25 protein-coding genes are annotated in these 26,745 nt (G+C 44.7%); 5 read left to right on the top strand and 20 right to left on the bottom strand.

Annotated elements, in window-relative coordinates:
- Positions 1-123: 123 nt before the first annotated feature.
- From AC3E9V_RS25775 to AC3E9V_RS25760, 4 genes are all read right to left on the bottom strand, one after another.
- Entirely contained in the window at positions 124-1,074 is a 951-nt protein-coding gene (locus AC3E9V_RS25775) for an aldo/keto reductase (protein ID WP_488751055.1), read from the bottom strand.
- Positions 1,075-1,124: 50 nt separating this feature from the next.
- Entirely contained in the window at positions 1,125-2,054 is a 930-nt protein-coding gene (locus tag AC3E9V_RS25770) for an alpha/beta fold hydrolase (RefSeq protein ID WP_488751054.1), read from the bottom strand.
- Between the two features lie 155 nt (positions 2,055-2,209).
- A complete protein-coding gene (locus AC3E9V_RS25765; RefSeq protein ID WP_488751053.1) occupies positions 2,210-2,770 on the bottom strand; it encodes a Crp/Fnr family transcriptional regulator in 561 nt (186 codons plus the stop codon).
- A gap of 7 nt (positions 2,771-2,777) precedes the next feature.
- Positions 2,778-3,143 carry a VOC family protein gene (locus AC3E9V_RS25760; protein ID WP_488751052.1) on the bottom strand — a complete coding sequence of 122 codons (366 nt, stop codon included), beginning with the start codon at positions 3,141-3,143 and terminating at the stop codon, positions 2,778-2,780.
- Between the two features lie 280 nt (positions 3,144-3,423).
- On the opposite strand from AC3E9V_RS25760, the gene AC3E9V_RS25755 reads away from it, so the two are divergent.
- Positions 3,424-3,975 (top strand): RidA family protein, encoded by a 552-nt coding sequence (locus tag AC3E9V_RS25755; RefSeq protein WP_488751051.1) that lies wholly within the window; start codon positions 3,424-3,426, stop codon positions 3,973-3,975.
- Between the two features lie 202 nt (positions 3,976-4,177).
- Here the strand turns inward: AC3E9V_RS25755 and AC3E9V_RS25750 are convergent, their stop codons facing one another.
- Genes AC3E9V_RS25750 through AC3E9V_RS25730 form a run of 5 tightly spaced genes read right to left on the bottom strand, consistent with a single transcriptional unit; the run spans position 4,178 to position 12,030 of the window.
- Positions 4,178-5,572 carry a DUF4302 domain-containing protein gene (locus AC3E9V_RS25750; protein WP_488751050.1) on the bottom strand — a complete coding sequence of 465 codons (1,395 nt, stop codon included), beginning with the start codon at positions 5,570-5,572 and terminating at the stop codon, positions 4,178-4,180.
- Positions 5,569-6,459 (bottom strand): putative zinc-binding metallopeptidase, encoded by an 891-nt coding sequence (locus AC3E9V_RS25745; RefSeq protein ID WP_488751049.1) that lies wholly within the window; start codon positions 6,457-6,459, stop codon positions 5,569-5,571. The genes AC3E9V_RS25750 and AC3E9V_RS25745 overlap by 4 nt, the downstream gene beginning before the upstream one ends.
- A gap of 2 nt (positions 6,460-6,461) precedes the next feature.
- Positions 6,462-8,069 carry a RagB/SusD family nutrient uptake outer membrane protein gene (locus AC3E9V_RS25740; protein WP_488751048.1) on the bottom strand — a complete coding sequence of 536 codons (1,608 nt, stop codon included), beginning with the start codon at positions 8,067-8,069 and terminating at the stop codon, positions 6,462-6,464.
- Between the two features lie 7 nt (positions 8,070-8,076).
- Positions 8,077-11,400 carry a SusC/RagA family TonB-linked outer membrane protein gene (locus AC3E9V_RS25735; protein ID WP_488751047.1) on the bottom strand — a complete coding sequence of 1,108 codons (3,324 nt, stop codon included), beginning with the start codon at positions 11,398-11,400 and terminating at the stop codon, positions 8,077-8,079.
- Between the two features lie 3 nt (positions 11,401-11,403).
- On the bottom strand, positions 11,404-12,030 hold the full coding sequence (locus AC3E9V_RS25730; protein ID WP_488751046.1) for a hypothetical protein: 627 nt from the start codon (positions 12,028-12,030) through the stop codon (positions 11,404-11,406).
- Between the two features lie 497 nt (positions 12,031-12,527).
- Here AC3E9V_RS25730 and AC3E9V_RS25725 point away from each other — a divergent pair, with 497 nt between their 5' ends.
- A complete protein-coding gene (locus AC3E9V_RS25725; protein WP_488751045.1) occupies positions 12,528-12,806 on the top strand; it encodes a hypothetical protein in 279 nt (92 codons plus the stop codon).
- Positions 12,807-12,820: 14 nt separating this feature from the next.
- On the opposite strand, the gene AC3E9V_RS25720 is transcribed toward AC3E9V_RS25725, so the two are convergent.
- Positions 12,821-13,099, bottom strand: coding sequence for a hypothetical protein (locus AC3E9V_RS25720; protein WP_488751044.1), 279 nt, complete (start codon positions 13,097-13,099; stop codon positions 12,821-12,823).
- Positions 13,100-13,143: 44 nt separating this feature from the next.
- Here AC3E9V_RS25720 and mnmC2 point away from each other — a divergent pair, with 44 nt between their 5' ends.
- Positions 13,144-13,812 (top strand): tRNA (5-methylaminomethyl-2-thiouridine)(34)-methyltransferase MnmC2, encoded by a 669-nt coding sequence (gene mnmC2 / locus AC3E9V_RS25715; protein ID WP_488751043.1) that lies wholly within the window; start codon positions 13,144-13,146, stop codon positions 13,810-13,812.
- A gap of 52 nt (positions 13,813-13,864) precedes the next feature.
- Here the strand turns inward: mnmC2 and AC3E9V_RS25710 are convergent, their stop codons facing one another.
- From AC3E9V_RS25710 to AC3E9V_RS25690, 5 genes are all read right to left on the bottom strand, one after another.
- Positions 13,865-14,401 carry a Uma2 family endonuclease gene (locus AC3E9V_RS25710; protein WP_488751042.1) on the bottom strand — a complete coding sequence of 179 codons (537 nt, stop codon included), beginning with the start codon at positions 14,399-14,401 and terminating at the stop codon, positions 13,865-13,867.
- 169 nt (positions 14,402-14,570) lie between these two features.
- Positions 14,571-15,329 (bottom strand): hypothetical protein, encoded by a 759-nt coding sequence (locus AC3E9V_RS25705; RefSeq protein WP_488751041.1) that lies wholly within the window; start codon positions 15,327-15,329, stop codon positions 14,571-14,573.
- A 54-nt stretch (positions 15,330-15,383) separates the two neighbouring features.
- Positions 15,384-16,499 (bottom strand): DUF4249 domain-containing protein, encoded by a 1,116-nt coding sequence (locus AC3E9V_RS25700; RefSeq protein ID WP_488751040.1) that lies wholly within the window; start codon positions 16,497-16,499, stop codon positions 15,384-15,386.
- 1 nt (position 16,500) lies between these two features.
- Positions 16,501-18,873 carry a TonB-dependent receptor gene (locus AC3E9V_RS25695; protein WP_488751039.1) on the bottom strand — a complete coding sequence of 791 codons (2,373 nt, stop codon included), beginning with the start codon at positions 18,871-18,873 and terminating at the stop codon, positions 16,501-16,503.
- A gap of 380 nt (positions 18,874-19,253) precedes the next feature.
- Positions 19,254-19,655 (bottom strand): hypothetical protein, encoded by a 402-nt coding sequence (locus tag AC3E9V_RS25690; RefSeq protein ID WP_488751038.1) that lies wholly within the window; start codon positions 19,653-19,655, stop codon positions 19,254-19,256.
- Positions 19,656-19,819: 164 nt separating this feature from the next.
- On the opposite strand from AC3E9V_RS25690, the gene AC3E9V_RS25685 reads away from it, so the two are divergent.
- Positions 19,820-20,044: a hypothetical protein gene (locus AC3E9V_RS25685; protein WP_488751037.1), complete on the top strand. Its 225-nt coding sequence runs from the start codon at positions 19,820-19,822 to the stop codon at positions 20,042-20,044.
- Positions 20,045-20,302: 258 nt separating this feature from the next.
- Here the strand turns inward: AC3E9V_RS25685 and AC3E9V_RS25680 are convergent, their stop codons facing one another.
- Together AC3E9V_RS25680 and AC3E9V_RS25675 are read right to left on the bottom strand one after the other, a co-directional pair.
- On the bottom strand, positions 20,303-22,900 hold the full coding sequence (locus AC3E9V_RS25680; RefSeq protein ID WP_488751036.1) for an ABC transporter permease: 2,598 nt from the start codon (positions 22,898-22,900) through the stop codon (positions 20,303-20,305).
- On the bottom strand, positions 22,900-23,238 hold the full coding sequence (locus AC3E9V_RS25675) for a PadR family transcriptional regulator (RefSeq protein ID WP_488751035.1): 339 nt from the start codon (positions 23,236-23,238) through the stop codon (positions 22,900-22,902). Before AC3E9V_RS25675 ends, AC3E9V_RS25680 begins: the two co-directional genes overlap by 1 nt.
- A gap of 152 nt (positions 23,239-23,390) precedes the next feature.
- Here AC3E9V_RS25675 and AC3E9V_RS25670 point away from each other — a divergent pair, with 152 nt between their 5' ends.
- Positions 23,391-23,615: a hypothetical protein gene (locus AC3E9V_RS25670; RefSeq protein ID WP_488751034.1), complete on the top strand. Its 225-nt coding sequence runs from the start codon at positions 23,391-23,393 to the stop codon at positions 23,613-23,615.
- Between the two features lie 4 nt (positions 23,616-23,619).
- On the opposite strand, the gene AC3E9V_RS25665 is transcribed toward AC3E9V_RS25670, so the two are convergent.
- The 3 genes from AC3E9V_RS25665 to bshC are packed head-to-tail and all read right to left on the bottom strand — an operon-like array spanning position 23,620 to position 26,737.
- Positions 23,620-24,612, bottom strand: coding sequence for a YpdA family putative bacillithiol disulfide reductase (locus AC3E9V_RS25665; protein WP_488751033.1), 993 nt, complete (start codon positions 24,610-24,612; stop codon positions 23,620-23,622).
- Entirely contained in the window at positions 24,603-25,178 is a 576-nt protein-coding gene (locus AC3E9V_RS25660; protein WP_488751032.1) for a 5-formyltetrahydrofolate cyclo-ligase, read from the bottom strand. The genes AC3E9V_RS25665 and AC3E9V_RS25660 overlap by 10 nt, the downstream gene beginning before the upstream one ends.
- Complete coding sequence (bshC, locus tag AC3E9V_RS25655) at positions 25,178-26,737, bottom strand: bacillithiol biosynthesis cysteine-adding enzyme BshC (protein WP_488751031.1); 1,560 nt, start codon at positions 26,735-26,737, stop codon at positions 25,178-25,180. Before bshC ends, AC3E9V_RS25660 begins: the two co-directional genes overlap by 1 nt.
- Positions 26,738-26,745: the final 8 nt, after the last annotated feature.

Genomic DNA, 26,745 nt, shown 5'->3' with positions numbered 1-26,745 from the left:
GCTTAAGCCATTTCCCATTTCCGCACCGTTATTGTAAAACGGCTTATGTGTTGAAGTGAACGGATTTTCACTCAATTTGAGTGTTGCAAGCCTGCTTTTAACCCGCAACCTCGCAACCCAACCTCAATACTCCCAAATATCCGTCAGCTTGTAAGGAGAGCCGTGGGTGGTGAAGACGGTACCATCGAAATAACGGAACTTAGGAAGGACGATTAGCTGGCGAAGGTCTTCACGGTCCAGCTTGAAGTTGATGGCTTCCAGGTTTTCTTTCAGTCGCTCAGGACTGCTTGCTTTGGGCAGGACTGCTGTTTTCCGTGTCAAAGACCAGGCGAGCAATGCCTGGGCAGGAGTACAACCATGTTTTTTGGCAATCTCTACGATAGCAGGCTCATTCAGTAGCGATGGTTCGTTGGAACGCTTTTCATTTGCCGGTCGTCCTGGAGAGCCAAGGGGCGCATATGCGGAGAGCAGCACATCATTCATCCGGCAAAAGTCATAAAGGGTCTGCTGAGGTAAAAAGGGATGCATTTCTACCTGGTTAAGTTCCACCTCCAGGGTGCCTTCAGTCAGCAGTTGACGGATCTTATCGATGTTGAAGTTGCTCACTCCGATGTGGCGTGTTAGCTCCTCGTCCATGCAGTCTTCCATCCCGGTCCATGTATCTATGAGCGGAGCTTCGTTCTGTGTGAGGAAGTCTTCCTGCTTCTCGGGGTAGAGCACTCCGGGCTTCAGGGGTACCGGCCAGTGAACCAGGTAGAGGTCCAGGTAATCCAGTTGCAGGTCCTCTAGTGTCCTTTCCAGAGTGGGTACTACCTCATCCTCTATCATGGACGAACCCCAAAGCTTGGAGGTGACCCACAGGTCTTCTCGCTCCACGTCTCCGTCATCCATAGCATCTGCAAATGCCCGACCGATCTCTTTTTCATTTCCATAGCTTGCCGCACAGTCAAAGTGGCGGTATCCTACTTCTATGGCGGAGCGGATGACATCATAGATTTTGTTGGGATCGATTGCATGGGTGCCTAAACCGATTATCGGCATTTTGTCACCGTTGGAGAACTTCAGATACTTCACAATATGTTTTAGTTGGTGATCATTGTGAAGTTAGCGAAAAGTTCAATTTTTCAATAACGTGCTTCGACCGGTATGCCCAGAAATTCTTTGATTGCTTTTAAAGCTTCGTCAGGTTTTTCTTCCTGCACGAAATGTCCGCTATCGAAGGTCTGAATTGTAGCTTGTGGGAGGCGATCTTTCCACCTATCGAGATACTCGTCATTAAAAAACGGATCTTTTGTGCCCCACAAGATCAGCCAGTTTTTGTCTTCAAGCTTACCCAGCTGTTGCCATTGCGCCTCGTACCAGTCAGAGGAGCCAACGAGGGATTTAGCAATGCGCAAGAGTCCATACCTGGAATCTTTATTCGGAAATGGTTTCAGATAATGCTGATGGACTGCTTTGGTAAGTAGCTTTTTGTTAGAAAAGGCTTTTTTGAGGAGAACTTTAGGTGAAAAGTTGAGATTAAGGTACATAAACTGACCCGGGAAGCTGCGGATGATCTTATCTGCCTTAAGCATTTCTTTGTTGGTATCGGTTGCGCGGAGCCAGGTGTTGAAGAGCACAATGTTTTGGATACGCTCCGGAACTTCCAGTCCGGCACTCAGTCCAATTGGCCCCCCAAAGTCATGCACGACAAGTGTGATGTCCTTCAGATCCAGCTTCTTGATAAACGCCACAAGATTTTTAGCATGAGCCTGTGGAGTACCTTCAAATGCTTTGCTTTTATCCGAAAGGCCAAATCCCAGGTGGTCAATGGCGATACAGCGGTAATCCTTTGAAAGTGCTTTGATAAAATCGCGGTAAAGAAATGACCAGGTGGGTGTACCGTGTATAAACAGGATGACCGGCCCCTGCCCTTCATCCACATAGTGCATGGTACCGCTTTCAAGCTGAATGTATTGGTCTTCGAATGGATAAAGCGATCGGTCGATCCATTGCTGTGCTTTTGATAGATGCTGCATGGCTAAAAGGATTGAGAGTGTAACTATTCGTTTCATTTTTGAGACAAAGGTCTAACAGCCTCAAACCTTAATTTTTGGTATAAACCAAGATTCAGATGGATAGACGGAAAGCTCGCTAAAGGGGTTGAAGGTTTTGGTGTTTACTTTTTTAAAGGAGCCTTTTGTGTCTTTTACACCTTTGCGTGAGAACGTTAGATACGGACGGTACCCATCAGCTTGCTGAAGTTGGTTGCATCGATGCGGAGATAGGAGGCCAGGTCTTTCTGAGAGACCATATGAAGCAGGTGCGGGCTTCTTTTCACAAAGGTTTTAAAGCGGTCTTCAATGGAAAAGGCCATAAGCTCATAATGTCGCTGGATCATTCCGGCCAGGAACTGCTCAGTGGCTTTTCGAAAAAGGGTTTCGATAGGCCGATACTTTTGCATCAGGGATTGGTGCGTTTCATAAGAAATCCTTAAAAATTTGCTGTCTTGCAGGGTTTCCAGAAAATAATGAGAAGGTACCTGGGTGAAGAAGGATTCCGGGATGCCGGAAAAGGAAGGGGAATAGGTAAAAGCGATAATATGGGCTTTACCGTCTTTGAGGTAGTAGGATTTCTGAATGCCCTCGACCACATAATACATGTATCGTTCCACTTTTCCCGGAGCGGTCATGATTGTTTTCCCCGGAAGTTCATAAGGCTTCCAGTGGCTTAGATATTCTTCAAGGATCTCATCAGGTATTGGGTGTATGGTTTTGAAAAAGGTTTTCATTGATCTATTATACACCCTGATGCAATGCCACTCTGTTTCCTTCCGAGTCTTCAAAATGTCCCACAAATCCGTGTTCGCCAATTTGCATTTTGGGGTTAACAATCTTTCCTCCGGCTTTTTCTACCCGGCCCAGCACATCTTTGATCTCATCTACGCCAAAATAAACCATGGTTCCATCGTATGAGGGCACGTAGGTTTCAGCTTTCATCAGTGTGCCGGTGGCACCTTGTGCCTGGTGGTCTATAGGGAACCAGCCCATGACGAAGTTGTCCATTTCGTGGATCGAAATTTCCACTTCAAAAATGGTTTCATAGAATTTTTTGGCCCGGTCCATATCAGTAACCGGTATCTCAAACCAGGTAACAGGTTTCATAATGTTTAGGTTTTTTGGTGACAGACTAAAGGTAACGAAAATGTAGATGAGGTTTGATAAAACAGGTTGAAGGAAAGATAACATTTCGTGAATGTGATCTTGTTAGACGTGGAGTGACTTGGGTTACAACCCATTAAGGGAGGAATAGGAAGAAATTTTCCTTTCCATCCCCTGGCCGGGCCCCTTAATCCCCCGCCAGCGGGGGAAATCTTAGATCAAGATTATCTAAAATAATCTACATCATGCTCCTTTACTATCTTTAATAACAAAAACCAACCTTATGAAAACCTTAGGCTACACTTTCCTTCTTTTCGTGCTTTTTTCCTGTGGAACTTCCACTCAGCAAAACCCCGAGAGGGAGCCACTTTACAGCTATGATGTGGAAGAAAAGCTTGCCACGCTGGGTATTGAGCTGAAGGCCCCTACTCCTCCGGTGGCTAACTATGTGAATGCTGTTCGCACCGGCAACCTGGTGTTTATGGCCGGTAAAGGTCCTGCCAAACCTGAAGGCGGAAATGTGATTGGCAAGATTGGGAAGGATCTTACAGTAGAAGAAGGTTATGAGGCTGCCCGACTATCTGCTATTGCTCAGCTGGCAGCACTGAAAGCTGAGATCATCGATCTGAATAAGGTGAAACGCATTGTGAAAGTGACGGGGATGGTGAATTGTACCCCGGACTTTACTCAGCAGCCGGAAGTGGTGAATGGTTTTTCTGATCTGATGGTGGAGGTGTTTGGCGAGCGGGGAAAGCATGCCCGTGCTGCTGTAGGGACGGGTTCTTTGCCCAGGAATATCGCGGTGGAAATTGAGATGGTGGTGGAAGTCGAGTGAGGGGATAGAGATTTAGCAACATCGAAATTTGATGTTGACCGCCCGGCCTCCGGTCACCCCCCAAGAAAAGAGGGAAGCAGTTTGTATTCAATATGTAGTGCTCTGAAATTTTTCAGGAGGCTTATAAATTTTTGTAGCGAATGCTGCTCCCCTTGCTCAGGGGAGCTGTCCGCAGGACTGAGGGGTTCCAAGGTGGAGCACCTTACTGCACCAGAACAAACTCGTAGCTATTACAGGGATTGTAAAGCTGAAAGGCTGTGAGACCCTGCACTTCAAGGTTGTAGGCGTAAACTTTGCCACCGTAGAAAATTTCATCGGTGATTTCGGTTAATGCCTGTTCTTCTCCGGGGTTTGGGGTAGTGGTGTAGTAAAACTCATCCAGCAAGTCCACAGAAACAGCGTTTCCAATTGAACCAGCAGGATCAAAGGAACGGAGATAAAAGTCCGTGTTACCTGCTTCATCTTCTACCAGAAAGCCAATCGAATAAGCTGGGATGGTATCAGACTCAAAATCATAGGTCATGAGAAATGCAACGGCATTGGGCAGCTTATCGGCAATGCTCCCATTTTCAGAAAGTGAGTTGAAATCTGCGTCAAAGATAAAGGGGATATTGACTGAATAGAGCTCATTGTCCGCTAAAAAAGGATTGCCATTACTATTGAAAAGGCTTTTTGTGATGGTAACAGGCCCCAGACCACTCACCGACCCGGTATACACGGGTGTATTTTCGGCAGTACTGTCACACAATGAAGGGCCGGTTTGTGAAAAGTCAGCAAGCGAAACCTCCGAAATGGTGATCTCCGTGCCATCCACCGAGGTGGTTAATGGGTTTTCCAGTTGTAAAGTTCCATTTCGGAATGCATACCCGGTGAAATGGTCGATGTTGGTTTGTGTGCCATTGCTAGTTATTTCATTCAGGGAGCTGCCCACGCCCGCCTGATTGATCTGAACTGTACGTGTCACCAGGTCAATAGCCCAGAATACTGAGATGTCGCTATTGGAGAAATACAGCTGTTGCGAGGGAGGAACACCACCAAATAGTCGTGGTGACTGACCGGTAAATGCTTCAAAATTTTCTGCGATCTCTCTTGAAAAGGCACTTAAGTCAGCCTGAGTAGCAGGCTCCATCGTGATGATGGTCTTATCGAGAAAGTCTGATTTACTTTCAAAAACCAGATTTCCATCATCTTCACCGACATATACAAACTCAAACTCAGCTCCAAAGCTTGCCTGCTGTAGCTCAAATAAATAGTGGAATACCCCATAGGTTTCAAGAACCAACTCTAACCCCAATGCTGCGTCGATCCGGTACGGGATGGTATGGTCGTAAAACTCACCGTCATTGGCTGCCACATCAGACAGAATGTTGACCGTGCCGTCCTCGTCAAAGTTGAGGATCATGAAAAATGTCCCTGAAGCATCGATAGGGTGATAATTGATCTTCCATCCGTTGGCGGGTTCTGTAAGCCCATCACGCAGGTCTCCAATTGCTTTAGCAGTCCGCTCTTCTACAGAGGGGAGGTTTTCCTCATCTTCGTTGCACCCAAAGCCAATGAAGATCCAAATGAATAAAAGATATGTGAGCTTCTTCCTCATTCGTTCAGTTTCGTTTGGATCACTTCCCGGAGATTCTCCAGATTGATCCCTGTTACTTTTTCATAATGGTCACTTATTGCAGCCAGTTTAGCTGAAATAAGCGCTTTCCCAGCGTTGACATTTTCACAATCGGCATCTGAGCAATCTTCTTCCTGATTGATAAAGTTGTCGAAAAAGTTTTCATCAAAAAGGTAAAAAGCTACCGTTTCAGCAAAATCTTCATTGGGAGAGCTGGTAGCATAAGGCGATACAAAGCCACGCTCCAGCGCTTCTTCATCAGGCAGATTGAACCAGGAGCCCGCACTGGTGTAGCCATTTGGCGAGATCGATTCAAATGCAGCAGGCAATTTGTAGCGCTGATGCACAATGTGTGCAAACTCATGGTAAACCGTTTGCAACTGGAGGGCTCTCCAATCCACGTCTTCTGGGTCAATGGCGTTTACATTGGTAAAGGTGATCTGAGCACCTGCATCCGCTGTCCCCAGGGTTACTGTACCATCCTCGTTGAAGATAAAACCTCCAAGGAACACAATTTCAGCAGGCACATGATCCCGGAAGAATACTTCGCCATTCCCCACTTCCAGGTACGGATCTATCCAGAAATTTTCTATGAAATCCAGCATAGGTCTGACTACCTCCAGCCGTGGAGGTGTAACCCGTTCGCCCGGGTTGACATATCGGTCCACAAACCGGTAGCGAATAGCCATGCCGTATTCTTGTGTGAAGTTATCCTCAATGTACTGGTCCAGAGCGGTGAGCTCCAGGTCAGTGTCTTGCACAGGGACATTGAGTTTTTCTTCAGGGTAGCAGGAGAGCAACCCAATGAGCACCATGAAAAAAGCACCCATAGCTAAAATCTTATTCGATATGGTGTTTATCTGTTTCATAATTAACGATCGTTGGGCTCTAATCCACCTACCTCCTGTGCAGATTGAGGGATTTGTAACACTTTTCTCAAATCATCAGACTCGAGCGTAATGGTAGAGCCGTCCAGAAGCTGGTGGGTTACCGGGATCTCAAATCTTTTGATATCAAACCAACGCATGCCCTGGATAATAAATTCTTTTCTACGCTCAAAAAAAATAATGTAGTTAAGCAAGGCTAACTGATCAGTGAAATTGGGATCATTTGCAGCCCCAAAGAAAGCCTTTAATTTCTCAAAGGTGAGTTCCGTATCCGGCCCTGTGTATCTTCTGTCTGTCAGGATCTGCAGATCAGCAAGTGATTCTTCCGTGTTTCCAAGGAAGGCATTGGCTTCAGCTCTGTTGATCAATACTTCTTCACCACGGAAAGCCAGTGCAATGTGATAAGGGAAGCCTACATTGGAATTGAGGCTGCTTCGCTCAAACAGGTTTTGATATCGTACGGGGAGCAGTCCGTTATCTCCTTTTACAAAGGCCGGGTTTTCCCGCTCATCCGTTGCTCCGGCAAATGGGTGTGAGGCAAACAGGTCACCATAAAAATCCTGGGTGGGCCCATGACCAAAATCGGGACGTTGTACCAGTGATATTTTGCGGATAAGTAAAATATTGCTGGCCAGATCCGGACTTGAATAAAGCTGTGGGTAGCCCTGTATCGAGGACTTGGCATTTTGAAACTCCTGAGAGGTCAGGTCTCTGACATACGCTGCAGGGTCTGATCCCAGGAGCTCATTGCTGTATTGGAGACATCTTAGAAAATCCTGTTTGTATAGATAATACCGTGAAGCAAATGCCAGAGCAGCGTTTCTTGTGAAATGGTATTTTCCGGAATTGTTGAAGAAATTATCGTTGATCAGTTCCAGCCCATCTAGTAAGTCATCTTCGATATCTGCATAAACGCCACGCACTGATTTCCTGGTGTATTCCTGAATGAATTGTGTCTCAGGGACTTTTACATAAGGAATACCAGGCTCGGAATCTTCTATAGTAACGTGCTGGCCAAACATATTAACGAGCATAAAATGCCCGTAAGCCCGCGCTAACAGCGCCTCTCCCTCGATCGCATTTTTTCTCAGCTGATCTTGCTCATCATCCACTTCGATCTCATCAATAATTGCCAATACTTCATTGGCATGGGCAATGGCACCGTAGGTTTCAAACCAGAAAAAGTCCGGTGTGTCCTGCTCTGTTGGGCCGGTAGTGATGTCTTCCCATTCAAAAGCCTGCTGTTGGCTTTGTCGTATGTTCACTCCCCGTGTGTAGCCGACATTGTCCGTCATCCAGTCTGTGAATGCCGGGCTGGCTATGGAATATGCGTTGGTCACCAGCTGGGCAGCTTTATCCAGATCATTCAGAGCTACCCGGTTGTCAGGAACTTCATCCAGAAAGGTGTCGCAGGAGTTGACCCCAATTCCAACTATAAATAGAATGGAAATGGTTAGTACCCTCTTGATTTTGAAAGGAAACGAATTTGAATGACTTAGGCCCCCCTTCACCCCCGGAGTGTCGGACCATCTGTAGAGGGGAGTAAAGGTGTTTTTCTTCAAGATCGATGTGCGATATGGTTGCTTTCTCATCTTCATTTCAGAAACCAACATTTAGTGAAAAAGTGACCATGCGTGGCTGAGGTAAAGAAACCCCGCCACTGCTGAAAAACTCAGGATCCTGACCGTTTAGACGACTGTCAGAATAGAGTAATGCAAGATTCTGGCCCTCTACGCTTACCGAAACATTATTGAGTCCAATGTTGCCAATCAGTGAGGGCGGTAATGAGTAGGACAATCGCACTGTTCTCAGCCTTACATAGCTACCATCTGCTACTCTTGCCGTACTTTTATTATAAAGCTGATATGCCAATACCACATTTCCATTGGTTTGCGCAACGCCACGATCGAGAATGACCGGTATATCAGTCAGGTCTTCATCCCCGGGAACAGCCCACCGGTTGACAAGGTCTGCCGGCAATGCATCAAAGTCTGTGTAGGTAGCAAAGAAGGAATCATTAAGCCTGATCTTATAATCAAACTTGGCTGAGAGCAGGCACATCAGTGAAAAGCCTTTGTAACTGAACGTATTGGTAAAACCTCCCGCTCCTCTCGGTTCTACGGGGCCTTCATACTTCAATGTTGAAGTTAGGTTTTCACGTTCCTGTAGATCATACTGAAAAACCACTTCTCCATTCTCGTCCAGGAAAGTAGGGATGCCCTGGTTATTCAGACCTGCAAATTTGGTAGAGAAAAGCCCCCGTCGTGGTCCGCCTAAAACAGCAGCTCCTCCCTGACCTATAGCATCAGCAATGCGAGGACCAAAATCCAGTCGCGTAATTCGGTCCCTGGTGTACCCCACATTGGCATTGGTACGCCAGGCGAAATTACCAGTGTTAATTATTTCTGCATTGATTGCCACTTCAAACCCATCTGCAGACATATCTGCGAAGTTTCCGACCTTCAGCCCCTGGCCACCTATGCCGCTGGTTTGCACGATCCCTATCAGATCAAATGCATTCCTCCTGTAGTAGTTAAAGGATCCGGAGATCCGGTTATCCCAAACGGTGATGTCCATGCCCGCATTAAACTCCCGGAGCTTTTCCCAGGTCAGTTCAGTATTGGTCAGGTCCTGAATGTACAGGTAAGGTTCTACATCTGTTGGCCGGACGGTGACATCCGCCTGAAGGTTGAGCAATGCACTGGCATTGGGCGGAAGGTTTCCTGAGATCCCGTAAGTTGTTCGCAGTTTCAACTCATTGATAAAAGGAACATTGAAAAAGGATTCGTTGGTAGCATTCCAGGCTCCGCTGACATTCCATGTGGGGAGATACCTGGCAGCTTTGCTTTCGCCGAGCTGATTTGAGCCGTCGTAGCGTACAGTAAAGTTTGCAATGTATTTGGACTTGTAAGCATAGGCACCATTCAGGAAAAGGCCGATGAAGCGGTCTTTAGTAGAGCTTAGGCGGTAATAGTCAATGTTTTGCAGGTTAAAAAACTCAATGATGTTTGGGTCGGTCACCACGATCCCGCCACTCTCATAGATCACTCCCATTCCGGTAGTGCTGGATTCGGTTCGGTTGGTAAAACGGATCTCCTGACCAGCTAATAGATTCACTTCATGATTTTGAGCGAAAACTTTATTCCAGTCAGCGCTGATACGACTGTAGAAGTTGAGGAGATCGCTTTGGTCTAAATAATTAAATCCTCCCTGCGGCAGAACGACCACAGGATTGAGTCCCGGATTATCCGGGTCACGGAAAAGCAGGTTATTGGCATCCTGGATAAATTGTGTTTGGTTTGCGCGATAAGCCTCGGCCTGATTGGACTTTTCGTGGACCGTATGGTCACGGATGGTATTCGCATAGCGTGCCTGCAGTACACCCTTAATGGACACACCTTTATAAGGTTTGATCTCAAAATCCGTTTGCCCGGAAAAGTCAGCTACCTGGATGTTGATGAAGTTGTACCTCAACTCGTCCAGGATGTTGAAAGGAGCATAATTTCTTCTGAAATATTCCAGCTCTCCATTTTCATCATAGGGGCGGATGGATCTTGCGGTATTGAGTGAATAGCTAAAAGGATTTATGTCAAAGCTTCGGCTAAATCGACCTGTGATCGGATCAAATTCACGATTTCTGGTACCCGGCACTGTCTGGTCACGATAGCTGGCGGTTAGTTTCAAACCAAAGGTGAACTTATCTGAGATGAAGTAGGTATTTCTCGCGGATCCGGTAAATCGCTGTACCTGATCGGCAATGGTCTGGCCCTGGTCATTCAGATAGCTGATGGAGTAATAGCTGTTGGATTTTTCGTTTCCGGCCGTAAAGCTCAGAGAGTGCTGTTGCTGGAGTCCGGCATCACGGAAAAGCACATCAAACCAGTCGGTGTTGGCATTTTCGTACTGATTCAGAAATTCTTCATTGAGTCCACCGCCAGTGCCCCAGGCCAGGTCGTGGTCAGCAATTCGGGCAAACATTTTTCCCATGGCTCCATAGTTTTGAGCACGTACCGAGGTGGAAATGTCAATGAGGCCTTTCTCAAACAGCTCCCGGTAGACGGACATTTCCTCGGCAGAGTTCATCAGGTCAAATTGATTGTAAGTAGGGCGTAACTTGAAGGAATAGTTACTGGAATAGTTGACACGGAGGCGGCCGCTTTTTCCACGCTTGGTAGTAATGACGATTACTCCATTGGCTGCCCGTGCTCCATAGATGGCTGTAGCGGAGGCATCTTTGAGGATCTGAAAGGAAGCGATATCACTGGGGTTCAGGTTTGCAACGGAGGAGCTGATCAGTGTATTAGCATCTCCTGAGATAAAATCATCAGTGCTTACCTCCGCCAGGTCTTCCAGGATTACACCATCCACTACAAAAAGCGGCTGGTTATTTCCATTGATGGAGGCATTTCCCCTGATCCGTATTTTGGGAGTGGTTCCGAAAGTTCCGGAGACATTATCCACATTTACCCCTGCTACCTGTCCTTCCAGGGCACGACTTACGTCAGCCAGACCCTTTACCTCTATGTCTTCCATGGAGACGCTTTCGGATGCTCCGGTAAACAGCTTACGGTCTACTTCCTGGAAACCTGTGACGACTACTTCTCCCAGGATGGAGGTGGCTTCTTTTAGCTGAACGGAAACAGGTTCAAAATTCTCGACTAAAATCTCCTGAGATTCCATGCCCACCATGCTGATGACAAGAATATCTCCCTGAGAAGCTGAGATCCGGAAGTTTCCATCCAGGTCTGTGACCGTACCTGTATTTTCTCCCCTTACCTGAACTGTAGCGCCGATGAGAGGTTCGCCAGTGTCGTCTAATACAGTTCCATTTACTGAGCCAGACTGTCCAAAGCTGTAAATGAAGATAAAGAAAGAAAACAAAATACATCCTACCCGCACAAACGTTAATCTTTTCGATTTCAATATTTATTCCACGTCCAGGTCAAAGTCATAGACAATGTCAAAAGTAACTGGAATCAGGACAGCATTGACCAAAGAATCGTATTGATCATCTGATAATCCATTTAGGTAGTCGTCCAATTCTTGCTGGGTATTAAAATTTTCATCGATGTAATCACGCCAATCATTTGAGGTAAGAAAATCACTTTCCTCAAATGAAATGATAAGGTCAGATTCAGTAATGGTTTCTACTAAATAAACATTAGGTAATGGAGGGACCTCTACTCCAAAAGCAGTACTCAAAATAGCCCCTAAACCACTACCGGTTGGGTCAAGTAGTATCTCATTATCTGAGAAGGTATATTCTCCACTTTCATTAAGCGTAGTGTCACCACCTGCTTGTAGCGCAAAACGTGCCCCTCTTGTGTAACCTGATCCTGTAAAGCTGATTGAAAATTTGTTTTCGCCGAAAACGGTGGTAAACTCACTTTCTCCCCAATAGGACACCTCGGCAGGAAGATTTTCATAGATATATGAATCTAAAACCCAATTCTGTCTTAAAAAATCTTCTTCCGTAGGTTCCGGATCATCTCCCCCGCAACTCATCAAGATCATAACAGGGCTCATCAGTGCCAGTAGTAATAGCTTTTTCATATAAAATATTTAAACTGTAAAATTAAGAATCTCTAACTGATTGTTTTATGCTTTTATAAAAAGCAATGGGAAATACTATTTCCCTTACTTTATCTAAAAATAAATACATCTGTTGAGAATATAAGGTTGCGTTGGCAGAAATTCTACGAAACATGGGAATGGTTATATAAAATTTGGCAATGTTTCTCGCTTTGTATCTACTTTATCAGGGTTGATCTTGTATGATTAGTTTTTCAGTTCCGAATTCCATTCAGTTCCGATATGCAAATCTGTGAGTTGGGAGGTGATATAAAAAAACCCCGTCCCACTTCACAGCAGGACGGGGCATTCACCGCCATAATTGATTAACTATTACCGTAAAACTATAACATTTTTCAGACTTTTACGGTGTAGGTCACGTTTATTTTGGGATCTTTCACGGTCTCTAGTATCAATTTATTGACTATCTTTTTCATCCAGCTAACTTTTTATTCTTAATAAAACATCCCAACCAGGAAGTGACCAACCCTGAAAAAGACCTCTCTCCCTCATCCGAAGGAGAAAGACATGCAAAAGGAATCCCGCAGACGGCTCTTCACGAGCGGATAGTTTCCCTGCTTGAGCACCTGGAAAGCAAATCCCGGACAGAAGAAACCGCTACTTTGAAAGAATTATCCCTACTGGTACGTATGCTGATCACTGAAAACTCAGAGCAAAAAGAAACGATCAGAAAGCTGCGCGAGAAGGAAGCTGAAATCTATGAGGTGCTTAGAACCAAGCTTGGTATAAACCTTTGAATTTGCCGGATTACCTATACAAGGGAATCGTGTTCAATGGCATGCAATCGCTGTGCTATCTCCATCCTGTTTCTGTAGCGCAGGTACAGTATGGCATGACGCCTCGTTCCTTTGTTCTCAATCCATCTAAAATCCTTCAGGCTGACTGAGGCTTTTACCCTTTGCTGTTCAGGTAGTTGATGTCTTCCTGCTCGGTTGGGGAGAGGTACTTCCTGGAGGGGACCTTGAGGTTGCAAAAAAGCGGGTGTAGATGATTTAACAAATGCATTAAAAGCATCTAACGCAAAATACATCTAAACACTATGCCTAAATTTGAGAACCAGGGAAGATTTGCTCTATGTTAAAACTCATTACCACAGAAGACGGCTCGCATAGCCTATATCGCGAAGATCTGCATGAAACGTATCATTCCTTTCACGGTGCAAAGGGGGAGTCGATGCATGTATTTATCCATAACGGATTAAAGCATTTGGCAGAAAAGGAGCTGAAATCAATGGCCGTTTTTGAAGTGGGATTGGGGACTGGTCTGAATGCTTTACTGGCAGCCATATTTGCAAAAGAACATCAGATACAAATTGCTTATCACACCATAGAGCCTGTTCCGGTTCCCCGGGAGATTTACACTCAGCTAAATTACGGTACCAATGAGGAGCAAATGCGGTTGCTCCTGCAGATCCATGAGGCTGATTGGAATGAGGAGAGGCCAATTTCTGATTGGTTTTCATTGGCTAAATATGAGCAACGGCTTGAGGATTTAGAACTGCGCGGCCTGCAAAATAAATTTGATGTGATCTTTTTTGATGCATTTGCACCGAGCAAGCAGGCTGAACTGTGGAGGCTGGAAAACCTGAAGAAATGCTGTAAGCTGCTGAAATCCGGGGGGATATTAACGACGTATTGTGCGCAGGGTCAGTTTAAGAGAAACCTTGCTGCCGCAGGATTTGAGGTACAGACTCTAAAGGGCGCCCTGGGAAAGAAAGAGATGGTGAGGGGGGTGAAAAATTGAGAATGAAGAATGGAGAGTTGAGAATTAGAGTGGAAAATTGTGAATGTGGAGGCTAGAATTTGAAGTTTTTCTCAAGTAAAGTGGAACCGATGGTGCCAATCTCTTCGTGAATTTTTTTGTAGGCTTTGTTCTCAAGTGAATAAACCAGTGCCAGTTTAGTCTCCGGATCCACAATCCAATATTCCTCCACATCAAAACGCTCATACAACTCCTTTTTGCGGATCAGGTCATGATCTTTATTGCCTGGAGATAAGACCTCAACGATCAGGCTGGGGACGCCATGGATATGACCTTCTTCCCGGATAATGGATTTCCGGTCATTTAAAACGACTGTGATGTCCGGCTGTACGGCGTTGCTGTTTTCATCCAGGTAAATGTCAAATGGAGCAATTATAACCTCTCCAAGGTTTTTGTCCACAATTTCAGCACTTAAAATTCTAAAAATTGCCTGCAGGGTTTTCTGGTGCTTGTAAACAGGTGATGGTGACATATAAATAATATTATTGACGAGCTCTGCCAATGTGCCTTCAGGCAGGTTTTTGTAAACCTCCATGATCGTACGTGGTGGTGTGTCTGTAAGCTTATCCATAGAGCTAAAATCTTCGCTATCTAAAAATACAGTAAAATGCGGGGAATAGTTTACTCAAATCTGACTTTTCAAAGGCTAAGCCTTGGTAATTCAAACCACAAACTCGCCAATGACGCAATTATTAAGCATGAGATTCAAGCTTTTAACATACGTTATCGGTAGTATGATATCAGTTCCTTAGTGATGCCCGTTCCAGGGCATTGGCTCTTTTGAAATCGAATATCAGTATTTTATCATCAAGGGGAATTTTGATGCGGTAGTAGTTGAAGATCTCTTTTCTGGGGAAGAAAATTTTCCCCTTGTATATTTCTCCGGGTTGGATCCATTCCCTCATAAAGAGCTCGTCAGGAAGATGCTCCAGCTCTTCGTAGGCACTGATCTTTGAAGCATAATTGATATCCGAAGCGATATCTACAGCGGATAGCCCCACAAAGGTTGCTACATCTCTGGAAGCTGATTTATTAGCCTTTTTCCGGTCCCAGTTCTCATCGCTCGCATCATTGGCATCTTTGACGATATCATTGACAACCAAAGCGGTCCCAATCACAAAAAGTAAAGCTCCGGCAATGTTAGCCGACTGTACTTTGCTTTTGAAATGTTTGTTGATCTGGTGGGGAGATAACAGACCGTCTGCATAGATCGATTGGTTCGGAGTGGGGTCCACTAATGAGTGAAAACTCATGAAGTTTTGGATCTGATCCGTTTGGATCCTTATAGGTTCTTTCCCTTCATTGATGACCTCAAGCCCAAAAATTAGGTGACTCCCTGTTATCTCGAGATTTTCAAGGGATACCACCGCGTCTTCCAGGTCCACAAAAGCCTGGTAATTTTTAGCCTCCGGCTGGTAGTCAATCGGGACCAGAAGCTGCTGGCTACAACCGGTGAGAATAAGGATCTGCATGAAAAGTACGTAGGCGGACCATTTCATGATGTAGATAAAGCAATGATCAGGCCAAATGGGCTCATACCACTAAAAAATCCTCTATTGAGGCTGCTCCCTGATCGCCTCCGGAGTGAGCTTTCTTCCGGCTGAAGAGACAGCCGCTACATTGAAGATCCCCGCCACATTGACGGACTCGTCCTGTGCCTGAATGTTGGTCGGGACATTGGCAGGAGGAGTGGCAAATAGCGCTCCAAACCCACCGGGACGGGCAGTCTCCTGGAAGACCCTCATGAGAAAAAACCAGGCCTCATCAGATACTGCGTGCAGTTCCAGGTAGATAGAGTCTGCCTGCTTTGTGATCAGTGAATCACCAAGGAGCGAATAGGGATTGCCATCCAGTGGAATGCTTTCAACTCCGCCCCTCACTTTTTTACCTTTATCCTTCACCTTGAAAACTAACTCACCGTTTTCAACCATACCCTTGCTTTTATAAAGTTCTACTAATAGTTGTTCATCTTTTTGTTCTATCTGAAAAGTATCAGCGGGCCAGTACGGAGGGATCATATTTTCATTAATATCCACATCAAAAGGATTGGCTGAGGTGCGGATTGGAAAAATGAATGGGATGCCATCACCGTTTCCCTCACTGAAGGAGGCGTCGTAGAACAGGTAGATCTCATCCGGTTTGTTGAGAGGCTTTCCATTTTTCCAGGCCTTTAGCCAGTAGGCATCCCCTTGGCCTTCAGGGTCGGTCGCAAAAAATTCCGCATAGTAGAACGGAACAGGATTGAAACTATTTGCCTCTTCATAAGTATAAGTAATGCTGTCAATAGGTGGTACCCGCTTCAGCTCCGAGGAAGCCGTGTAAGTATTTCCATCCCATTGGATCTCCAGAAAATAAGTCCTGCCGATTTGCCCAAAAGCATCGTTTGATGTCCAGGTATAAGTCCCGTTTTCCGTTTCTACAAACTCAAATACTTCCCCGGTATTATCAGTGACCGTAACCTGGGCGTTACTTACACCGGAGGCAAACTCATTTTTAAAGTATGGTTGAGTGGTAGTCAGCCGGATAGTCTGATCACCGGGAGTGTGTGTAAGCCAGGCATCCACGACGAGGTAGGGCTCCACCTGGTTTACCTTTACATCTACGATGGACTCACAACCAATAATAGTGGCAGCAGCGAAGGAAAAAACGAAGGCTAATTTTCTCATCATTTTAAAATTTGAAATTGTAGGAAATACCGGGAATAACGAATGCAAAAATGGATACCTGGACAGCTTCCGTTTTAATGGGTTCACCTGGCTCTGGTCTGCCTTTTTGCTGCCGGAAATAGATCGTGAACGGATTTGCCCTTGCATATACGTTGTAGAGGGTAAACACCCAGTAGTCCCTCAGCTTTTTAGGAGAGCCATCGGATTTGACAGTTCGCATATTCCAGGTAGCCGACACGTCCAGCCGGTGTGTCAATGGGATCCGGCCGGCATTTCGCAGGTCAACTAGCGGAACCACGTACCCCTGCTGCTCAAACCGCCCGTTTGGGGAGGTAAATGGCGTACCACTCACCACCTTGAAATTAGTAGAAAAGGACCAGCGGTCCGAAAGATCATAAAATGCGGATATGTTTAGGTTATGCAACTGATCAAAGCGGGTGGGGTACCAGTCATCGTCTCCTATCCCGTTCACTTTAAGCTCAGACCAGCCCAGTGTGTAGCTGATCCATCCTGTAAAAATTCCCTTGTTTTTCTTCAGGTAAAACTCCAGGCCATAGGCTCTGCCATCCCCGGAGAGCAGCTCACCCTCCAGGGTTTTGTTAAAAAAGAGGTTAGCTCCGTCTATGTAATCTATCTGATTTTCATTTCGCTTATAGTACGCTTCGATAGAGGCCTCATATGCATTGTTTTGAAAGTTTCTAAAATAGCCAAGTGCTACCTGGTTGCCCAGCTGCGGCTCTATATTATTGGTGGTGGGTGTCCAAAGGTCCAGCGGGTTAGAAGCTGTGGTATTGGACAGCAGGTGGATGTACTGCGCCATTCTCGTATAGCTTCCCTTGATAGAGGAGGTAGTCGTAAGTTGATATTTAAATGAAAACCGAGGTTCAAAATTTCCATAAGAAGCCACTACTTCTCCCTGGTTTGATCCTTCTACGCTTACCACAGGCTTTTTATGACCCGGAATGGTATCACCAAAGGTAAAAACCTCCCCTCCGCCCAGGTAGCTAAAGTGAGAGTAGCGCAGCCCGTATTGCAGGGTCAGACGATCTGTCAGCTTTTGCTCCAGCCCCAGGTAAGCGGCTGATTCTACAGCTCTTTTCTCTTCCAGACTGATGTCCACTTCCTCTCCCAAACTCACACCCCTGGCATCTGCCGGCCTGAACCGGTAAAAATTTAGGTCACCGCCAAAAGTCAGCTCGTTTCTTGTGTCTATGAAATAGCTAAACTCCGGTTTGGCCTGGTACGAAATGATGTTGGAGTCCCATTCGAAGAGGTCCTGGTCGTTTTCACCAAAGGCAAGTGAATAATCATAGTCACTAACTAAAAGCGTTAAATTAGAAAACAGCCGGTCATTAAACAGGTGATTCCACCGTAGTGTGGAGGTCTTATTGCCCCAGGTAAAACCCTGCAGGCCATCAAACAGGAAGACATCACGGCCTAAGTAAGCCGAGAGATAGACCCGGTTTTTTTCATTGAAAGTATAGTTGGTCTTCAGGGTAAGGTCATAAAAATTGAGTTTGGCCCCACCTCGTAAATCCTCCACAAAAGGTTTAAAAAGAAGATCGGCATACGATCTCCGGCCTGCGAGTATAAAGGAGGACTTTTCTTTAACAAGTGGGCCCTCCACTGCAAAACGGCTGAAAATAGTCCCGATACCCCCGGTAGCCTGGTAGTGTTTATTGTTTCCTTCTTTCATGCGCACATCCAGCACAGAGGAAAGTCTGCCGCCGTACCTGGCAGGGATCCCTCCCTTGTACAGCTTCACATCCTTGACCGCATCGGGATTAAACACCGAGAAGAAACCCAGCAGGTGTGAGGAGTTATAAACCGGAGCTTCATCCAGGAGGATGAGGTTTTGGCCTACGCCACCGCCACGTACGTTAAAGCCCGATGCCCCTTCTCCTACAGTGGTTACACCCGGAAGTAGCTGCAAGCTTTTGATCACATCCACTTCACCAAGAAATGCAGGGATTTTTTCTATGGTTTTGATGTCGAGCTCGGCAGTGCTCATTTCTACTTCAGAAACGTTAGCATCTTCTGCTTTTGCCGTAACGACGACCTCTTCCAGTTGCTTATCCTCTAGATCAAGCTCCACGTCCTGTCGTACATTTTCCGTAAGCTTTATTTGCTCGATGACTGATTGATAGCCTACATATCTGTATTGTACGGTGTAAGTGCCAGGAGGAACAGTGATGGAGTAAAACCCATACACGTTGGTAATATTTCCACTGGAGATTTCAGTAATGACGACTGTGGCCCCAATGAGTGTCTCACCGTTACTTTTATCCTTTACGTAACCAGATAGCGTAAATTTTTCCTGAGAGGTGGCTGCAAAAAATACACACAAGCCAGCCAATAAGAGTGTTAGTTTTTTCAAGATTCCGAGTTTTTGAGTATGGAAACCATTAGGCGGTTTACCCCTATTGTCCTTACCAAAAAACGAAAATCATGCCAGGAAGTTCTGCTTTGAGGTTAAAAAATCATTAATAAACTTTGAATATACCTGCAGGGCTGTGTGCTGCAAGAATTTATGATGACAACTGGGTCCATTTGATTGTACTCTGTTGCACCTTACATGAGGTGAATTTTAGGTTTCTTTTCCTGGAGATTAAATCATTCCAATTACAAAAGACCAAAGACTCCTTTATCTGTTATGGTATTAAAAAAATATGTACGCAGTATATCGGGAAACCACATACCCTTCCAACCTTGATATCAGAGACCGTGAGCATCTTTTGTGATATCTGTGGTACCCTGTTATTTCTCCAGTGTCAGAAAAATGTCTTCCAGCAGCTGTAGCTCTATCTTGTCATTTGTCAGGTTTTGGATTCGGTAATCCATACCTGGAGTAGCTTCATCATTTGTCAGGATAAGGGAATCATTTTGCACCTTCCAGAAAAGTGTATGGTCCAGGGTATCCACCCCAAATGCACAACCCTCAAAACCATAAGCTCTTATATTGACTTTATCCTCAGTAAATGTGACTTTGCCGTCCATTTCGTAAGAGGTGATGCCATCAATACCCGCAAAAGATGCCGGGTTGGTAGTCCAGGTGGCTTTCCATTCACCTTGCCAGGAAGACCTGTCCTCTTTGCCGGGAGTGCAGGCAGAGATAGAAATAAGTAGCAAACTAATGCAGAATAGCAAACTGGTTTTCATAGCTTCAAAAAGTTTGATCGCTAATATAAGGGAATAGGAGAAATTTTGAGGGTGGAAATTCCCATAGATTATTCGAATCAGACATGTTTTGCCCCATAATCAGGTATTTCAGGAAGTAGTTTTCCTAAAGGGGTAGGGTTATACTTAACCTGAACGTTTCTTTAATGAATCGTTTAAATGTTAAATCCACCCTTGAAATGATCTATATCTGGCACAATACAACTACAGGGAGATATGAGTTTGGTGATGAAAGCTCCTATACTTTAGAAAAAGCCATGCATGATGTGACACTGCTGTATGATTTTACAGAAAAAGAGTCTGCAATGGCTGAAAAGATTTTGATAAACCTGAACAGAGCGGCCCAAAGCTTTGAAAAGGAGTTTGCTTAATTTCATACACTCACTTTTGGTGATTTTTTCTTCAGGTCATTCAACGATCACTTCAGCATGAAACCCTGGAATTCTCTATAAACCATTCTATTACTCATAAGCCTACGGTATACCAACCTGCCTGCAGTTGCCACTTTACGGCAAAGGCAGGCCGGGGATGCCTGCGCGGCCCGGATCAAAATTTGTCTCTCAATGATTGCCAAAAGCTAAAGGGCCAATTTTTAACCACATGACTAAAATGCTCTTTGTTTTATTCGATCATTCATTTCGAAGGTTATTAGCTGGATTTACAGAAGTAGCTTTGTAAAGCTGACCTACTATCGTGAGTGAAAGAGTAAGCAACATGATCAGGATCGCAAAAACAAAAGGCACAGGGCTTGTCGGTTTCGGGTTCTGATAGATGGTTTGAACCAGTGAGTTGATCAATAAAAACCCAAAAGGCGCACCAAGCCCAAAGCCAATGAGAACGATCCACAGGTACTGACGAGAGGCGACCCGAATGATGGTCAACGGACTGGCTCCAAGGATCTTTCTGATGCTAAATTCTTTCAGTTTGCTTTGGATGTTAAATGACAATAATCCAAATAACCCCAGACACGCCAGGATAATGGCGATAATGGATATGGCGGAAATGATTGAAATGTTGGCGTTCAGTTCATTGTATAGCTCGTCATGAGCATTGGCCTGAATGACCCGTTCAAAGGGATCATTAGGGGCTATTTCCTGCCATTTTGCTTCAAGAGATCCATCTAGCTGGTCCATATGACCACTAGTGGACTGGAAAACCGCGTACTGGTAATCTTCTTCAGGGACGGTACGAATAACTGTTGGTAAAAGCTGGATGTAAGCAAACCATTTTTGATATTTAAAATCTTCTAACACTCCGACTACTTTATATTTTTGACCGGACACTGTTAGTTCCTGCCCCAGGGGTTTTTCCCAGTTCATTTTTCGAACCAACTCTTCATTGACGAGGACTTCACGGCTGGTACCAGCGTCGAGTTTTTCATTCAGGTATTCTCCATCTTTTAGCGATATGTTCATTATCTGAGGGTATTCCGGACTCACACTCATGACCACAGACCTGATTTCTGTCTCCAGGTACTGCACAGGCATGATGTCATAGTCCGTGCAGAGGTGACTTTTTGTTCCCGCAAATGCTTTTACCTGCGGATTCTCGTCAGCGTAAGCTTTTAGCGTGGCAAATTGTGACGGGTCTGAAGTTTTCACAGCTATAATATCTTCTCCATCATAGCCGAGCGTTTGATTTTTGAAGTGGATGGCGTGATCTGTGAACAAGAAACATCCTACCACAGTTGTAAAAGCAAATACCAGCTGGAAGACAAGCAGGATTTTGCTGAAAAGATTTCGAGAGCCGAAGCGTGTGTTGCCCTTGAAGATGCTCACCGGCTGAAATTTGGAAACGTACAACGAAGGGTAAAGGCTGGAAATCAGTCCAACAACCAGGAGAATCCCCAGAAAGAATAAAACCATCATCGGAATGGAGGCAAACCGAAAAGGAACGGTAAATGGTAAAAAGGAATTAAACCCGGGCATGAGAAAGAAATATCCAAGGAGCGTACCCAGCAAAAGGGCTAACACCACTTGAATAATGTTTTCAGTCAGAAACTGCCAAACGATATTTCCCCGATTGCCTCCCACTACTTTCCTCAGCGCAATTTCTTTTAGTCTTTTAGTGGAGGCTGCAACTGAGATATTCATGTAGTTGAAGCATGCCAGAATGGTTAATAAAATGGCAACCACGCCCAAAGCAAATTGGCCGGCAGGATGTGACCCCATCGCTACTGCCCCACTGATGCTGTGTCCATGTTGAGCCAGGACCTCTAATGAGATCAACTCAAAATGATCGATTTTCCATTCAGGATCATAGCTGTTTTGAGTAGCAACATAAGGAGTAAGTTGTTCGGTAAATTGTTGAGGCTTGGCATTGGGCTTCAGCACCACAAAAGTAGCATCAGTAAAATAAGACCAATCCGGATCCGCTACCAGTTTGAGGTCCAGAAATGACTGAATAGGTACAATAAAATCGTAACGAAGACTGGTGTTATACGGATACTTATCCAGCACGGCGCCTACCTCAAATGTTTTGATCTGGCCATTGTTAAACTTCAGCGTGAGCAGCTTACCGATCGGCTCCTCAAAATCGAAGTACTTTTCTGCCATATGGTAAGAGATAACTATTTTGTCACGGCTGTCCAGGACCGAGGCGTTTCCATTTAAAAAGGAATAATCAAGGGATCTTAGAAACCCCGGATCGGTGAAAGCCAAGAGTTCGTTGAATACTTTATTGTTGTATTTAACATGGGCATATTGATGCTCTATCCGAAACATCTCCTCAACCTGACTGTGGTCAGAAATCAGGGCCGGACCTAATTTGATAGGGGAATCACCCCATTTTTCTGTTTGTCCTTCACTTTTTACATGATTGATGACCTGGTAAATGTTGGCTGCATTGGAATGATAATTATCCATGTTTAGCTGCATGTCGATAAAAATGAACAGGGTGATAAGGCATCCGAGAGCTAGTGACAAGCCAAAAATGTTGACTGAAGAAGTGACCCAGTGGCGGGCCATATTTCTAAACCCGACTTTAATGTAATTTCTGAACATGGCTATTGAGTTTGACCTTTTATAATTTGAATTCTTTCCAATATTTGACCACCTGCAAAAGCGCAATACGTCCCATATAAATCTCCTTTTTGCGTGCTTCAATCCTTTCTCGTCTACATGCCTGTCAAATAGCTCATAGATATCTCCCTGAATCTCTTCGAGAAGCTCTGGCTTGCAGTACCATTGCAAAAACCTATCGGCCCATTTGGGAGGTTTTTTTTCCATCAGCTGCTGAAATTGAATCTTACATCAGGGATGCTTTGATAAAGCTTCAGTCTGTATTGCATGGAATGATCCAAAATGCTTTTGCCAGCGGGAGTAAGTGAAAAATATCGTTTTCTTCTACCCCCTCTCTCCTGTGTAGCTCCACCCATCCAGGACTTTAAGTATCCTTTTGCTTCCAGTCGTTTCAGTACGGCGTGTACAGCACTGACATTGAGATCCCGGCCGGACGACTTCTTGATTTCGTCCATGATGGAAACCCCATAAGCCTCATTATAAAGAGACCCTACAGTGAGTAGAACCAGTTCTTCAAGTTCTCCGAGATGCTCTCCTTTACTCATTTTCAATGGATATTTGTTATACAAACGTGAATATAATGTATTAGTTGCATTTTTGTATAAGTAATAATTAAAAACCTTTTATCTCGGAGGTCAAATGATAAAAGTTTAATAAATGGAGGTAGGGTTATATTTTACTTTGAACGTTTCTTTAAATGAATCGTTTAAATATTAAATCCACCATTGAAATGATCTATATCTGGCACAATTCCACTACTGGAAGATATGAGCTTGGTGATAGAAGCTCCTACTCTTTAGAAAGGGCCATGCATGATGTGACACTACTGTATGACTTTACAGAAAAGGAGTCCGCAATGGCTGAAAAAATTTTGATAAACCTGAACAGAGCTGCTCAGAGGGTTGAAAGGGAGCATGCTTGATTTTTCATACACTCACTTTTGCTGATTTTTTCTTCAGGTCATTGATGATCATTTCAGCATGCACCCTGGAATTCTCTATAAACCATGCATTGGTTTTCAATCCACCGCAAATCACACCAGCCAAATAGACATTTTCCACATTTGTCTCCATGGTCTCTTCATTGTAGACCGGTGTTTTATACTCATCCGACCCAATTTTTATTCCTATACTTTCCAAAAAGGCGAAATCAGGCTGATAGCCTGTCATAGCCAGTACAAAATCATTTTCAAGCGTTAGGGCTCCTTCGGGTGTTTCAATATCAATGCTTCGCTCTTCTATTTTGGTGATGGATGAATTGAAGTAAGCTTTGATCGATCCTTCTTTGATCCGGTTTTCGATATCCGGGCGGACCCAGTACTTCACTCTTGAGTTAATCTCAGATTCTCTGATGACCATTACCACTTCCTTTGCACCTTTTCTAAAGGTTTCAAGAGCCACATCCACTGAGGAGTTTGCTGCTCCCACTACAGCTACACGCATGTCGTAGTATGGGTGAGGCTCGTCATAATAGTGCTTTACTTTGGGAAGCTCCTCTCCTGGCACGTGTAGAAGATACGGCAGGTCATAAAAGCCCGTAGCAATGACAATAGCACCTGCTTCGTAGTTGTTTTTGGAAGTTTTTACGTGAAAAAGATCAGCTTTCTTTTCCACACTTTCCACACTCTCATAGAGTCGGGTGTTCAGCTCCCAGGAGGAGGCTACCCTTCTGTAATACTCCAGTGCCTCAGGCCGTGTAGGTTTTGGGTTATGTGATATAAAAGGCACGCCACCTATCTCCAACCGGTCAGAAGTGGAGAAAAAGGTCATATTGTTTGGGTAGTTGTAGATGCTATTGACCAGGGTGCCTTTATCAACAATAGTATGACTAAGTCCGGCCTTTTTAGCCTCTATTCCACATGCCAGCCCGATAGGCCCTGCTCCTATGATTAATATATCTGTTTTTTCAGTCATCGGCATTTTATTACTTCATGAGGTGTAATACAGTAATCAAGGGCCATGTCGTGGGGTTCCACAAAGCTAAAATGATCAAACAAAGGATTCAAGGTTACACCCACTTTCAACAATGAAGCAGGCATTTGTGTTAGCAGACGATCATAATACCCCTTCCCATACCCTACCCGGTTTCCTTTTTTGTCCCCTGCGAGCATGGGAATAAAGATCAATTCCAGTTTGTCCAGATCGGCTAATTCACCTCCCTGTGGTGTGGGAATACCAAAGAGATCTTCTTCAAAAATGAGCTCTTCCGTATAGTTGTAATGGGTCATGGTCTGCTTCTCAAAGTCGGTAGCAGAAACAAAAACCTGCCTCCCCTGACTCACGGCGTTTAGTAGTACAGACCAAAGGTCTACTTCTTTATTACGTTTTATGGGAAGAAATATATGAAAACAGCCGATGTTTTGTTCTGCGATAAACTGTTCTGCAAAGCGACAAACAGCTTTGTTTCGATACTGCCAGATGTCATCTGACAGCATCTGCCGGTTAAACAGGGTTCCTTTCCTAACTACGTATTTTGGTTCAAACATTACGCATCATGCAGGACATGAAATCGATAGTCAAACGGATCGAACAGCTCGATAAGTTCCGTTATGAAATTGGGATTGTTTAGATGGAAATTTAAAAAATTATCATGACGTTCCTGCAGACCATTTTCAGGGAAAAGCTTTTCTTTGATCGTATCTATCTGAGACATGGCCGTTTCATTATTTTTCTCTTCGGCTTTTTTGAGTCGTTTGGAGATATTTTCCAGCGACTTAAAAGATTTGGCGCCTTCAGCGCCAATGAATCCGGTGAGTGATCCGTCAATTTCTTCCGCCTGGGCTTTTATCGATTCAAAGACCTTAGCCAGCTCTTTTCGCTGCTCTTCCAGTCCTATTCCATTTTCTCCGTGTTTTTTCAGGTACTCTGCCTTTAGCTTATGGCCACTTTTGAAAAGGTCTCTGCCTTCCAGATTGAGCTTTTGCACCTTTTTCTCGTTGGCCTTGTTTACTATCAGCGCAAAATTTCTGGGCATAAGTGCCGGAAAGGAGATTTGATAATGGTCAAACACACCTTTGAGCTGTAGCCAGTAGGCTATCTCGGCAGGACCGCCAATATAAGCCAGGTTGGGGAGTATGGCCTCCTGGTACAGCGGTCTTGTGATGACATTGGGGCTGAAGTGCTCCGGGTGATCTTTGATCAGCTTTTTCATTTCCTCTGATGAAAAGACTTTCTCTGTATTGACTACCTTAAACGCGTCTCCTTCCCTGATGATCCGCTCACGCATTCCATTTTCGATGTAGAAGAAATTGATCTCCCGGGAGAATGCCTGGTTTTTATAACCGGCCTCATCCAGCTTTTTAGAGGCATTTTCCACAAACTCGTTAGACTTGTTCTCAAATATCTCTTGCTCAATGATCGGTGCAAATTCAGATTTTAGCTGTGCATCGTCAGCGTCTATGACCACCAGCCCCTGGTCCCCGAAGAGTTCATTGACATAGAAGCGAACAGCCTCAGCCAGTGTATCATGGTCAAGGTATGCTTTTTCAAATAGCGGAACCGGTTCTGATAGCTGGTCTATGATCTGGTTTAGCGAATGCGGCTTAAAACGTCCTACACGACCCGTTTGATCAGTTTCCCATTCGTATTTTTTTCCGAAAAGATGAAAATAAGATATCTCAGCGGCATCATGATCTTCACTGGCCATCCAGTATATGGGTACAAAATGATAATCAGGATATGCTTCCCTGAGCCTTTTGCAGGCATTGATGACCGTGATGATCTTATATGTAAAATAAAGGGGACCGGTAAATATGTTAAGCTGATGTCCGGTGGTGATGGTAAAGGTATTGGGATTTTTCAGGCTATGAATATTAAAATCTACAGCCTCCCCGTGTGGGAGGGGACCGTATTGAGAAGCCAAAACGTCCACCAGTGTTGCCCTTTTACTCTCCTCAAATTGGCGCTTAGCCAAGAGAGCCCTAAAGTTTTCTATCGTTGGGAATGTGTCGTAAAAGGGATTTAAGGTCTCTTTCTGAGTGATATAGTCTAAAAAAATCGGAGAGAAACACTCCGTTTCGTCAAGTTCTATTTTTTCTAATTTCATTATCTAAG

It is taken from the genome of Marinoscillum sp. HNIBRBA16962 (genome assembly GCF_057801515.1).
Note: the sequence above shows the minus strand (reverse complement) of the source record. Positions and strands in the feature narration are given on the sequence as shown.

What these genes read in the sequence shown, in the direction of transcription:
- AC3E9V_RS25670 (WP_488751034.1), top strand. Translation starts at nt 23,391, where the DNA reads ATGAATCGTTTAAATATTAAATCCACCATTGAAATGATCTATATCTGG.
- AC3E9V_RS25700 (WP_488751040.1), bottom strand. Translation starts at nt 16,499, where the DNA reads ATGATGAGAAAATTAGCCTTCGTTTTTTCCTTCGCTGCTGCCACTATT.
- AC3E9V_RS25690 (WP_488751038.1), bottom strand. Translation starts at nt 19,655, where the DNA reads ATGAAAACCAGTTTGCTATTCTGCATTAGTTTGCTACTTATTTCTATC.
- AC3E9V_RS25680 (WP_488751036.1), bottom strand. Translation starts at nt 22,900, where the DNA reads ATGGAAAAAAAACCTCCCAAATGGGCCGATAGGTTTTTGCAATGGTAC.
- AC3E9V_RS25720 (WP_488751044.1), bottom strand. Translation starts at nt 13,099, where the DNA reads ATGTATTTTGCGTTAGATGCTTTTAATGCATTTGTTAAATCATCTACA.
- mnmC2 (WP_488751043.1), top strand. Translation starts at nt 13,144, where the DNA reads ATGTTAAAACTCATTACCACAGAAGACGGCTCGCATAGCCTATATCGC.
- bshC (WP_488751031.1), bottom strand. Translation starts at nt 26,737, where the DNA reads ATGAAATTAGAAAAAATAGAACTTGACGAAACGGAGTGTTTCTCTCCG.
- AC3E9V_RS25760 (WP_488751052.1), bottom strand. Translation starts at nt 3,143, where the DNA reads ATGAAACCTGTTACCTGGTTTGAGATACCGGTTACTGATATGGACCGG.
- AC3E9V_RS25755 (WP_488751051.1), top strand. Translation starts at nt 3,424, where the DNA reads ATGAAAACCTTAGGCTACACTTTCCTTCTTTTCGTGCTTTTTTCCTGT.
- AC3E9V_RS25705 (WP_488751041.1), bottom strand. Translation starts at nt 15,329, where the DNA reads ATGAAATGGTCCGCCTACGTACTTTTCATGCAGATCCTTATTCTCACC.
- AC3E9V_RS25750 (WP_488751050.1), bottom strand. Translation starts at nt 5,572, where the DNA reads ATGAGGAAGAAGCTCACATATCTTTTATTCATTTGGATCTTCATTGGC.
- AC3E9V_RS25710 (WP_488751042.1), bottom strand. Translation starts at nt 14,401, where the DNA reads ATGGATAAGCTTACAGACACACCACCACGTACGATCATGGAGGTTTAC.
- AC3E9V_RS25675 (WP_488751035.1), bottom strand. Translation starts at nt 23,238, where the DNA reads ATGAGTAAAGGAGAGCATCTCGGAGAACTTGAAGAACTGGTTCTACTC.
- AC3E9V_RS25770 (WP_488751054.1), bottom strand. Translation starts at nt 2,054, where the DNA reads ATGAAACGAATAGTTACACTCTCAATCCTTTTAGCCATGCAGCATCTA.
- AC3E9V_RS25665 (WP_488751033.1), bottom strand. Translation starts at nt 24,612, where the DNA reads ATGCCGATGACTGAAAAAACAGATATATTAATCATAGGAGCAGGGCCT.
- AC3E9V_RS25685 (WP_488751037.1), top strand. Translation starts at nt 19,820, where the DNA reads ATGAATCGTTTAAATGTTAAATCCACCCTTGAAATGATCTATATCTGG.
- AC3E9V_RS25765 (WP_488751053.1), bottom strand. Translation starts at nt 2,770, where the DNA reads ATGAAAACCTTTTTCAAAACCATACACCCAATACCTGATGAGATCCTT.
- AC3E9V_RS25660 (WP_488751032.1), bottom strand. Translation starts at nt 25,178, where the DNA reads ATGTTTGAACCAAAATACGTAGTTAGGAAAGGAACCCTGTTTAACCGG.
- AC3E9V_RS25740 (WP_488751048.1), bottom strand. Translation starts at nt 8,069, where the DNA reads ATGAGAAAGCAACCATATCGCACATCGATCTTGAAGAAAAACACCTTT.
- AC3E9V_RS25730 (WP_488751046.1), bottom strand. Translation starts at nt 12,030, where the DNA reads ATGAAAAAGCTATTACTACTGGCACTGATGAGCCCTGTTATGATCTTG.
- AC3E9V_RS25745 (WP_488751049.1), bottom strand. Translation starts at nt 6,459, where the DNA reads ATGAAACAGATAAACACCATATCGAATAAGATTTTAGCTATGGGTGCT.